General features: G+C 61.4%; 11 protein-coding genes and 1 tRNA gene. 5 read left to right on the top strand and 7 right to left on the bottom strand.

The window, feature by feature from the left end; genetic code table 11:
• Positions 1-84 precede the first annotated feature (84 nt).
• The gene (locus ACVOLV_RS15380) at positions 85-597 is read left to right on the top strand and encodes an NYN domain-containing protein (protein ID WP_481555144.1); all 513 of its coding nucleotides are present in this window, start codon (positions 85-87) and stop codon (positions 595-597) included.
• A 179-nt stretch (positions 598-776) separates the two neighbouring features.
• On the opposite strand, the gene ACVOLV_RS15375 is transcribed toward ACVOLV_RS15380, so the two are convergent.
• The 7 genes from ACVOLV_RS15375 to dtd all read right to left on the bottom strand — a co-directional run bounded on the left by ACVOLV_RS15375 (position 777) and on the right by dtd (position 6,207).
• Entirely contained in the window at positions 777-1,193 is a 417-nt protein-coding gene (locus ACVOLV_RS15375; RefSeq protein WP_313642770.1) for an H-NS histone family protein, read from the bottom strand.
• A gap of 132 nt (positions 1,194-1,325) precedes the next feature.
• Complete coding sequence (locus tag ACVOLV_RS15370) at positions 1,326-2,510, bottom strand: tyrosine-type recombinase/integrase (protein ID WP_313642771.1); 1,185 nt, start codon at positions 2,508-2,510, stop codon at positions 1,326-1,328.
• 181 nt (positions 2,511-2,691) lie between these two features.
• Positions 2,692-2,767 (bottom strand) — tRNA-Ile (locus ACVOLV_RS15365).
• 297 nt (positions 2,768-3,064) lie between these two features.
• On the bottom strand, positions 3,065-3,454 hold the full coding sequence (locus tag ACVOLV_RS15360; protein WP_481512271.1) for a type II toxin-antitoxin system HicB family antitoxin: 390 nt from the start codon (positions 3,452-3,454) through the stop codon (positions 3,065-3,067).
• Between the two features lie 8 nt (positions 3,455-3,462).
• Positions 3,463-3,645: a type II toxin-antitoxin system HicA family toxin gene (locus ACVOLV_RS15355; protein WP_481555143.1), complete on the bottom strand. Its 183-nt coding sequence runs from the start codon at positions 3,643-3,645 to the stop codon at positions 3,463-3,465.
• A 180-nt stretch (positions 3,646-3,825) separates the two neighbouring features.
• Positions 3,826-5,673 carry an RNA polymerase sigma factor RpoD gene (rpoD, locus tag ACVOLV_RS15350; RefSeq protein ID WP_481555142.1) on the bottom strand — a complete coding sequence of 616 codons (1,848 nt, stop codon included), beginning with the start codon at positions 5,671-5,673 and terminating at the stop codon, positions 3,826-3,828.
• A gap of 93 nt (positions 5,674-5,766) precedes the next feature.
• The gene (gene dtd / locus ACVOLV_RS15345) at positions 5,767-6,207 is read right to left on the bottom strand and encodes a D-aminoacyl-tRNA deacylase (protein ID WP_481555141.1); all 441 of its coding nucleotides are present in this window, start codon (positions 6,205-6,207) and stop codon (positions 5,767-5,769) included.
• A 63-nt stretch (positions 6,208-6,270) separates the two neighbouring features.
• On the opposite strand from dtd, the gene ACVOLV_RS15340 reads away from it, so the two are divergent.
• The 4 genes from ACVOLV_RS15340 (at position 6,271) to ACVOLV_RS15325 (ending at position 10,611) form a co-directional block, all read left to right on the top strand.
• Complete coding sequence (locus tag ACVOLV_RS15340; protein WP_481555140.1) at positions 6,271-7,191, top strand: lauroyl acyltransferase; 921 nt, start codon at positions 6,271-6,273, stop codon at positions 7,189-7,191.
• A gap of 74 nt (positions 7,192-7,265) precedes the next feature.
• Positions 7,266-8,387 (top strand): GTP cyclohydrolase II RibA, encoded by a 1,122-nt coding sequence (gene ribA / locus ACVOLV_RS15335; RefSeq protein ID WP_481555139.1) that lies wholly within the window; start codon positions 7,266-7,268, stop codon positions 8,385-8,387.
• 203 nt (positions 8,388-8,590) lie between these two features.
• Positions 8,591-9,100, top strand: a complete 510-nt coding sequence (locus tag ACVOLV_RS15330; RefSeq protein ID WP_481555138.1) for a PH domain-containing protein — start codon at positions 8,591-8,593, stop codon at positions 9,098-9,100.
• Between the two features lie 5 nt (positions 9,101-9,105).
• Entirely contained in the window at positions 9,106-10,611 is a 1,506-nt protein-coding gene (locus tag ACVOLV_RS15325) for a PH domain-containing protein (protein WP_481555145.1), read from the top strand.
• Positions 10,612-10,650: the final 39 nt, after the last annotated feature.

Genomic DNA, 10,650 nt, shown 5'->3' with positions numbered 1-10,650 from the left:
TACAACCCGACACGGCGACACGGTTCCAATGGCGGCCTGTCCCCGATAGAGTTTGAACGGCAGTACGCACTAAACGGCTGAAGAGTGTCTACAAAAGCCTGGGCGATTCACCTCCAGTTTCAATACGCTGCAAAGAAGAACACCTCAGACATTGCTTTGGCACTAGATGCGCTCGAAGTACATTTCGACCGCCGGGCAGAAATTTTCTGCCTTGTCACCAGTGACTCAGACTTCGCGTACTTGTGCCGCCGACTTCTCGAACGAGGCGCTTCAGTCTTCATTGTCGGTGAATCCAAAACTCCAGAAGCACTTCGTAACGCTTGCGATCAATTCTTTGAGTGGACCAAAGAAGCGACAATAAATGCGGAGCCGGTTGCAGCTAGCTCATGCAAGCCCACAGATGTGGTCGCCACCGAGCCACATTCGGCAGGTCCTGTAGCACCCATTAAGCGCCGACCACGTTTCGTTGTCGAAGCAGTCTCGCTGCTTGCAGCCAGTGCCCCCGACGGAAAGTCACGCTCAATGCTTTTGGCACGTATCTCAAGAGAGCTGACTCTGGCTTCTCACCCAATGCCTACGGGCACTCTGGCCTATTGAACATGTTGAGGACCTACGATCTTCGTACTGTCAATCAGGAGAGCAGTGGCATCTGGACTACAAGCCTGGCCGCCGAGACCGCCTATCCGATATTGCAGCCACATCCGAAATGAAGTTGGGACTTTCCATGAATCCGCCAGTGCTTCATGTGCAGGTAGCGGATTCTTCTGATGCCACCATCAGCCTTGCTTGAACAACCTACGTTTACCAGTCAACGGCTTAGTCTTCGTGGTCAGCTTGGCAACACCAGGAATTAAGAAATCGACCGGATTCTGGCCAAAGCGAATCTTGGACGCCAGCCAAAGTGGCATTCTTCCGCGACCGGTCCACGTGTTCCAAGGGCTCTCGGGATCACGATACTTCGGCTGGATCTTTGGCCGCTTACGCCGGCGAGATTTTTTAGCTCCCCCCGCTTTCGCCACTTCCGTGCCAAAAAGCTCTTCGATGGTGTACCCAGCTTTTCCGGCCAAAGCTGTCAATTGCCTTCTGACCTTCTCAGGTGGCAGACGTTCTTTGAGGGACTTCTGCCTTTGCTTTGCATTGCTGATGAGGGAGCTCAGCTCGCGAAGAGTGAGTGAATTCAGATCGATGCTCATCTATGTAGGCTCAAGTCTATTGCTGTCGGTGTCAAGGACGCATAGCCCACCTTTTCACCAAAAGGATTGCCATACGTCTGCTCGCAGCCCTTGGCCCAGATGGCATCGCAACCAGTCAGCGAAACCAGGCGTCTAAGCAATTTTCTGATTTCGCAACGTATCTAAGTAGTCAGCCCATCCCTGCATCATCTTCTTACGCTCTTTTAGGTGCGTCGTACGGTTGTATGCTCGCCCCAGAGGATCTCGAACCGCATGGGCTAGCTGATGCTCAATGAAGTCTGGCCTGTATCCTAGAACCTCGTCTAACAACGTTCGAGCCATGGCTCGGAAGCCGTGAGCAGTCATCATCGTGCCGTCGAAGCCCAGATTTCGCAGAGCAGCATTAATCGTGTTCTCGCTGATCGACTTCGAAATACTCCGAATACTGGGAAGCACATACTCGCTGCGCCTCGAATACGAACGAACCTCATCCAGAACTTCGATGGCCTGACGTGCCAGAGGGACGATGTGCGCCGTATGGGTCTTACTGGTCGTGTAGCGCCACTCTCCAGCTTGCAGATCGATGTCCGACCAACGCGCTGCTCGGAGCTCCCCCGGGCGGACAAACAGAAGCGCTGAAAGCTTCAAAGCAGCAGAGACAATAGGGGACCCCTGATAGCCGTAAATGGCCTTGAGCAACTTGGCGACCTCTTCAGGCTCGGTCATGCTGGAGAAATGCGTCGTCTTCGTTGGAGACAAAGCACCAACAAGGCTAAGCGCAGGGTTGTTCTCGGCGCGTCCCGTGGCAATGGCATAGCGGAAAACAAGGCCTGCGGCAGCCCTGGTTCGATGCGCCGTCTCCACTGCTCCGCGCGCTTCGATTTTCCTGAGTGCCTTTAACAGCATCGGCGCGGTGATACTGCGGATCGGCAGCTCAGCGATTCCACCCAGATCTCTCTCAAGCATTCGACGCTCGCGAACGACCGAACCAGGACTGAGCGTCTTCGCACGCTGAAGCATCAACTCTTCGGCGAGGCTACCGAAGGTATTCCCGGCCTCTTCTTGCTTAGCAGCGCGCTCTACTTTCGCCACAATACTGGGGTCCACACCTTTTTTTACCAGTGCTCGGGCCCTATCACGCTCAGCGCGCGCCTCCGCCAGAGAAACAAGCGGATACTCCCCGATAGTCAGCATGTTCGCCTTGTCGCCAAATCGGTAGCGGTAACGCCATATCTTGGCGCCCGTCGTCCGCACTTCGATGCAAAGGCCATTGGCATCTGCGAGTCGAAAGACCTTGTTTTGAGGCTTTAGACTACGGAGCTTGGTGTCAGTCAGCATGTGTGTGAGTAACGCGATTGTGAGTAACGGAGGCCGGCCCCGCAATCTTACTCACACCGTTACTCACAATCCAATCGGATGATGCCGGACGACATCGAACTAGATTGGATGAAAAAAAACCTATAAAACCTTGTATTTCAGCCACTTCCCGGACTGCACTGGACTTCGCTGGATTATGAAATGGTGGGCCCACCAGGATTCGAACCTGGAACCAAAGGATTATGAGTCCTCTGCTCTAACCGTTGAGCTATAGGCCCGCGCTGACTGCACAGTGTAGTGGAGGTGACCCGTTCGCGACTACTTCCCTGCGTCTGATTCGATGTACATGGATTGCGAACGGCCGGATCACCGCGAATGGAGCGATCCAAGCTGCGGCTGCACCCATTGTCGCGGAGCTCATTGGTCAGCAAACGCGCTGCGAGCGGCCCCATCCGAACCATGCCTGGCTCACGGTGGCTAGTCCATCGGTTCGCTGCAACATGACGCAGCTTCGTCCTGTCGCGATCTGCAGCTGCAAAAGTATCTAGCCTCTCGATCAACCCAGAGGAACGGCGTCAGTTCAGCGCAGCCAGATGCGCGATATAGGCAGACCTGCTCTCACCGGCAGCCTTCGCATTCGCGTCCAAGCGCATCAGCACACGGCGCGGCAGTGTGATGTTCACGCGCTCGATCGTGTCATCGAGCAAGGAGGGATCTACATTGATGTAAGCCACCATCCAACCAGCGAAATCGCCCTTTTCCAATGCAGCCTGGGCACTGGACGGCCGGGGGATCGCACGACCTGCATCCAGCGCCGAATCGATCCACGCAGCGGCAGCCTCTTCCACTTCGGTCATGGCTTCATCCAGAGTGTCACCTGCGGAGAAGCAGCCCGGCAGATCTGGAACAACCACGCTCCACGCGGTGTTTTCGTCGCCTGCCTCAATCATGACGGGATAGCGCATATCGCCTCCTATTTCAGCCCCGCGATTCTGCGGACATTGTTTGCCAGCCCTTTTCCCAGGTCCTTCTTTGGATACGGGACGGTGATGATGCTTGGGTTGTCCGGATGGACGTAAACATGGTGAGAGCCACGCACGCGGTCCAATGTCCATCCATTGGTCATCAACTCCTTGATGAGGTCCGCGCTTTTCATGCAGACAAAATACACACGATACACACTACCCGCAAGCGACCATAGACTGCCGTCAGTAGCGCAGGCAGGCTGGATCCGGACACCGACCGCACCGTCGCAAACCAGAAAACGAAAAACCCCGCCAAGGCGGGGTTTTTCGTTCCAGCGCTTACGCGCCGGCTATCACTTGCAAGCCACCACTCACTCGATGTCGAGGAAGCTGCGCAGCTGCTCCGAACGGCTCGGATGACGCAGCTTGCGCAGCGCCTTGGCCTCGATCTGGCGGATACGCTCGCGGGTGACGTCGAACTGCTTGCCCACTTCTTCCAGCGTGTGATCGGTGTTCATGTCGATGCCGAAGCGCATGCGCAGCACCTTGGCTTCCCTCGGGGTGAGGCCAGCCAGCACGTCACGCACGGTTTCGGACAAGTTGATGTTGGTGGTGTTCTCGATCGGGGACTCCACGTTGGTGTCCTCGATGAAGTCACCCAGATGCGAATCCTCGTCGTCGCCGATCGGGGTTTCCATCGAGATCGGCTCCTTGGCGATCTTCATCACCTTGCGGATCTTGTCTTCCGGCATGTCCATTTCCTTGGCCAGCTCCTCCGGCGTGGCCTCGCGGCCGTACTGCTGGAGCATCTGGCGGGAAATGCGGTTCAACTTGTTGATCGTCTCGATCATGTGCACCGGAATACGGATGGTGCGGGCCTGGTCGGCGATCGAACGGGTGATCGCCTGGCGGATCCACCAGGTGGCATAGGTCGAGAACTTGTAACCGCGACGGTATTCGAACTTGTCGACGGCCTTCATCAGGCCGATGTTGCCCTCCTGGATCAGATCCAGGAACTGCAGGCCGCGGTTGGTGTACTTCTTGGCAATGGAGATGACCAGACGCAGGTTGGCCTCGACCATTTCCTTCTTGGCCTTGCGCGCCTTGGCTTCGCCGTAGGCCATGACGCGGCTGATTTCCTTCAGCTCGTCCAGGCTCAGCTGGGTGTTCTTTTCCAGGTCGATGGTGGCCTGCTGCTCGGACACGATCTGGTCCTTGACATCACGCAGGGCCGAAGACCACTTCTGCTTACGCTTGATCGCGTCTTCCACCCACTCCAGATTCGTCTGGTTGCCTTCCCACGAGCGGATGAAATCCTTACGCGGCATACGGGCAGTGATGGTGGCCAGGTGCAGCACGCGGCGCTCCTGCGACTTGACCTGCGCCATGGTGTCGCGCAGCAGGCGTACCAGCACGTCGGTCAGCGGCAACGGCAGCTTCAGGGTCACGAAGGTGGCCGAGATTTCTTCGCGCAGCTTGGCCTGGGCCTTGACGTCGCCCTTGGCGTGCGCCTTCTTGAACTTGGCCAGGTCGGCGGCCAACTGCTCCATGCGGGCAGCCACTTCCACCGGATCCGGACCGGTCGGGCCGGCTTCTTCTTCGACGTCGTCGCCGTCGTCTTCTTCGTCGCCATCGGCATCAGCGTCATCGCTGGTGTCTTCGGCAACGGCCGGTGCCGGCGCTTCCTCGACCAGGTCGTTGAAGCCGACGATCACTTCGGCCAGGCGCTTCTTGCCTTCCTTGTGCAGTTCGTAATCAGCCAGCACCGACTCAACAGCCAGCGGGAAGGTGCCCAGTGCAGCCTGCACCTGGCCCAGGCCTTCTTCGATGCGCTTGGCGATGGCGATTTCGCCTTCGCGGGTCAGCAGCTCGACCGTACCCATTTCGCGCATGTACATGCGCACCGGGTCGGTGGTGCGACCACCTTCGGTGTCGAGTGCGGTAAGTGCAGCAGCAGCTTCTTCAGCGGCGGTATCATCGACTTCACGGTTGCCGGTGTTGCCGTCGCTGAGCATCAGCGTGTCGGCGTCGGGGGCAACTTCGTGGACATCGATGCCCATGCCGGTGATCAGGCCGATGATGTCTTCGATCTGTTCCGGATCGACCATGTCGTCGGGCAGATGATCGTTAACTTCGGCGTAGGTCAGGTAGCCCTGTTCCAGGCCCTTGCTGATCAGAAGCTTGATGTCGTTTTGCTGGGCAGGACGTTCGTTGGCCATGTAATGCTCGCGCCACCGGCGATTGTGAAGATGGGAACCTAGCATTATACCAGCGCAGCATAGCGCTTGCCGGGGCGGTGGGTTCGCGGCGCGCTACGGTCTGAGCAGAAAGGTTACGGGCCCATCATTGATCAGGCTGACAACCATATGGGCACCAAAGCGACCGATTTCCACCCCTGAGGCGTGCTTTTCACGGCAGATGGCAACCAATCGGTTGAAAAGCCGTTCAGCCTCGGCCGGCGGCGCGGCGCTGGTGAAGCTCGGGCGCATGCCTGAACGGGTATCGGCGGCCAGGGTGAACTGACTGACCAGCAGCAGCCCACCACCGGTATCGCGCAAGGAACGGTTCATCTTGCCTGCATCGTCGGCGAAAACCCGGTAACCGAGCAGCCTGTCCGCCATCCGCGACAGCATCGCCTCATCGTCGCCCGGCTCCACCCCCACCAGGGCAAGCAGGCCCGGGCCGATCTGCCCGACCACGGCATCGTCGACGGTGACCGAGGCCTGGGTGACACGTTGGATCAGGCAAAGCATTGGCAGCTCCTGCTGTAGGGCCGGGCACCATAGCACCGGGCGCCAGCGGCTAAACTGGGGGGAATGAAACCGCAATCCACCGCCAAGCTCTATTACCGCCTCGCCTGCGCCCTGACCCACCTGCCCTGGTCCTGGCAGCGGACCCTGGCCGACACGGTGGCCTGGCTGTGGCGCAGCATCAATGCCCGCGAAAGCCGGGTGACCCGCCGCAATCTGGAACTGACCTACCCGGAGCTGGACGCCGCCCAGCGCAAGCGTCTGCACCGCGAGGTGCTGCGCACCACGGCCCGCCAGGCGCTGGAAACCCTGTACCTGTGGACACATGACCCGGCCCAGAACCTGTCCCGGCACCTGCGCGAACGCCATGGTCAGGAGCTCTACGACGCCGCATTGGCCTCGGGCAAGGGCGTGATCGTGATTGCCCCGCATTACGGCAACTGGGAGCTGCTGAACCAATGGCTGGCCTCGCGCGGCCCGATCGCCATTGTCTATGCACCGCCGGAGAACCCGGTCGGCGATGAATTCCTGCAGCTGTGCCGCGGCGGCGACAACGTGCGCCAGGTGCGTGCTGAAGGCCCAGCCGTGCGGCAATTGTTCAAGGTACTCAAGGAAGGCGGTGCCACCGGCATCCTGCCCGACCAGCAACCCAAGAACGGCGACGGCGTATTCGTGCCGTTCTTCGGCATGCAGGCGCTGACCATGACCCTGGTCAACCGCCTGGCCGAGCGCACCGGCGCCACCCTGCTGTACGGCTGGTGCGAGCGCACCGGCCCCAACCTGGACTTCGCCCTGCACATCGAACCGGCCGAGGCCCTGATCGCCGACCCGGATCTGCAACTTGCCGCCGCTACCCTCAATGCCGGCATCGAACGCATCGCCCGCCGCGATCCTGCGCAGTACCAGTGGACCTACAAGCGCTACACGCTGCGGCCACCGGGCAGCGGCGAGCACGACCCCTACGCCACCGCCCGTCACCCGCACTGAACCTGCTGCTGCAACACTGCGTCACCCGTGCCGCTCGATTGATTCGACTGCCAACGGCCCCCATAAGGTTTCAAATGAACAACCCCGCTTCCGCCAGCCCGTCCTACTTCGGCCAGACCGCCGCCATCCGTTGCGAGCGTGCCGCCGCCGAACTCCGCGCCGGCCGCCCAGTGGTGATCAGCGATGGTGAGCAGCGGCTGGCCAGCATTGCCTTGGACAGCAGTTCGCCGGAAGGCTACGCCGCCTTTGCCGAGGCCGCGCAAGGTCGCCATTACCTGTTCCTGAGTGCAGCGCGCGCGCAAACCCTGGGCATCAACGCCGCCAACGGCATCCACCTGCCACTGGCTGATCGCGCGTTTGCCGAGCTGCCAGCCCTTGCTTACCTGCGCGATGCAGTCGCGCCGACCGATGCGCAAGCCAATGGCAATGCGCTGGATGCAGCGACAGTGGAAGTCGCGCGGCTGGGCTTGCTGTTGCCGGCCATGATTTCAGTGGAACTGGGTGCTGCAAGCAGCCCGTTTGATGACTGCCTGCAGCTGGACACCACCGCCCTGTACGAAGGTGCTGGCCAGGCCGGCCAAGACTACGAACTGGTGACGCGCTCGCCGGTACCGCTGCGTGATGTCGGCATGAGCGAGTTCGCGGTATTCCGTGGCGGCGTGGCGCAGCGTGACCAGGTTGCGGTGATCGTCGGCAATCCGGACATGAGCGGCATCGTGCCGGTGCGCGTGCATTCGTCCTGTCTCACCGGCGACCTGTTCGGCTCGCTCAAATGCGACTGCGGCGACCAGCTGCGGCGCGGACTGCGCACGCTCAAAGAGCTGGGCGGCGGCATCCTGTTGTACCTGGACCAGGAAGGCCGCGGCACCGGCATCGCCGCCAAGATGCGCGCCTACGGCTACCAGCACGAAGGTCTGGACACCATCGACGCCGATGCCCAGCTGGGCTTTGGTGCCGACGAGCGGCGCTATGGCAGCGCGGTGGCCATGCTGCGTGCGCTGGGCGTGCAACGCATCCAGTTGCTGACCAATAACCCGACCAAGGTGCAGCACCTGCGCAAAGCCGGCATCGAAGTCGTGGGCTGCGTGCCGGTCACCGGCGAGATCACCCACGAGAATGAGCAGTACCTGCGCACCAAGGCCGCACGCGCCGGCCATCACCTGGATGTGGATGCGCTGATCATGGCGGCGCAGTAAGCGTTTTGATTTTTTGTGGGAGCGGCGTCAGCCGCGAAGCCACAGATACATCCGGCGCCCACAATGGCGCCCCACCTTGAAACTGCGAATGCAGGCCTTTCGGCGGTCTGCAGCCTCGCCAGCTTCGCGGCTGACGCCGCTCCTACAACTGCGATTGCGGCCCCACCTACCGCTGTACGGCCCCGCCGTTATATCGTCTGCGCATGACTGAACCTCCTGCCTTCGATACGCCGCTGCCGGACGACATCCAGTGGCAACCGTTGCCGCCACGCGGCGCGCTGTTCGCTGCCGCCGGTTCGGCACTGAGCATGGCCCTGCTGTTCGGTGCCGCCGGCGTAGTGCTGATGTTGGCTACCGATCAATCGAACTGGTTGCCGATTCCCCTGGCTGCAGCCGCAGTGGGCGCACTACTTGGCGCATGGTTCGGCTGGCGTCGGCATCGGCTCACCTTCTGGCGGCTGGACACGCAATCGCTGGGCGTACGCCGTGGCCATATGTGGCAGAGCGAAAGCCACGTGCCGGTATCGCGCGTGCAGCACCTGGACCTGCGCCGTGGCCCGCTGGAACGCATGGCCGGCCTGGCGACCTTGATCGTGCATACCGCTGGAACCCGCATGAACACCGTCGCCGTGGCCGGGCTGGCACATGCCGATGCCGAGCGCCTGCGTGATCGCCTGGCGCGGCAGCTCGACCACGACGACGACGCACTGTGAGCGAACTGCCGCCCCCCATCCCCAGCGACGAGCAGCGGCTGCATCCATGGTCGTGGCTGTTCGCCCTGCAGCAGCAGGTGCAGCAGTTCCTGCTGCCGCTGGTTGCCTTGCTGGTGTTCGGCAGCCGGCGCGATGACGACCTGCCCTACCACCACTGGATCAGTGCCGCGATCGTAGTCGCGCTGGTCACCACTGCGGTGCTGCAATACCTGAGTTACCGCTACCGCATCGGCAATGATGCGCTGAGCATCCGCAGCGGCATCTTCGAACGCACCCGTCGCGAGATTCCGTTCGCGCGCATCCACAATGTGGTGGTGCATCAGAACCTGCTGCACCGCATGTTCGGCGTGGCCGAGCTGCGGCTGGAATCTGCTGGCGGCGACAAACCCGAAGCGGAAATGCGTGTACTCAAACTGGCGCAGGCGCTGGAGCTGGAACGACTGATCCGCCAGGGCGGCAGCGAAGCAGCGACAGTCGAGCAGCGGGCCGACGCCCCCACCGACGGTGTGCTGCTTAGCCTGCCCTTGTCCGAACTCGTGCGGCAGGGGCTTATTTCCAACCGCGCAATGGTTGTCGTGGCAGCGGCGATCGGTGCGGCCTACCAGCTGTTCCCGCGCCGGGCCACCTCCGATTTCATCGAAGAACAGGGCCGCCACGCCTTCGGCTATGCCAGCCAGCTGCAGCTGGGCACGCTGACCATGGTTGCTACCGGCATCCTGCTGCTTGCCTTCGCACTGGTGCTGATGCGGCTGCTGTCGGTGGGCCTGGCGATCGTGCAGTACTACGGCTTCCGCCTGAGCGAGGCCGACCGCCGCCTCACCGTCGAACGCGGTCTTTTCACCCGCGTGCGCAGCAGCGTGGCACGCCGTCGCATCCAGGCCTGGACCCTGCGCGAAGGTGCGTTGCATCGTCTGTTCAAGCGCCGCCAGCTGCGCGTGGATATCGCCAGTGGCGGCCAGCAGCAGGAGCAGGACGGGCGTGCACTGAAGGAACTGGCTCCGCTGGCAACGCCGGCCATCTGCGACGGCCTGTTGCAGCACCTGCTGCCGCAGCTGCAATGGCCGCCTACGCAATGGCAGCCGGTGAGCACCCGCGGCTGGTGGCGCCTGTGTCTGCCGGCGCTGCTGTTGATGGGCCTGTTGTCTGCACTGCTGGTTTACGAAACCAGCAGTGCATGGGGTCTGCTACCGCTGCTATGGCTGCCGTGGTCGGCGTTGAAGGCGCATCGCCAGGTAAGCCGCATCGGCTACAACATCGATGCGCAGCGCGTGGCCATACGTGGTGGCTGGTGGAACCGCTGGTGGCGGGTCGCCGAGCTGGACAAGCTGCAGGCCCTGCGGCTGGATCGTTCACCGCTGGACCGGCGGTTCGGCACCGCGACACTGACCCTGGATACGGCTGGCGCAGGTGGAGCACCCGCCTTGCAGCTGCGCTTTCTGGAAGAAGCCCAGGCGCGTGCATTGATGGCGCAGCTTGAGCGGGAGATGGTGCGGCGCAAGCTGCGCTGGTGAGGCTCTCCCTCTCCCGCAAGGGGAGAGGTGATCACTTCG

It is taken from the genome of Stenotrophomonas sp. STEN023 (assembly GCF_056760135.1).
This window is presented reverse-complemented; position numbering and strand designations above follow the sequence as displayed.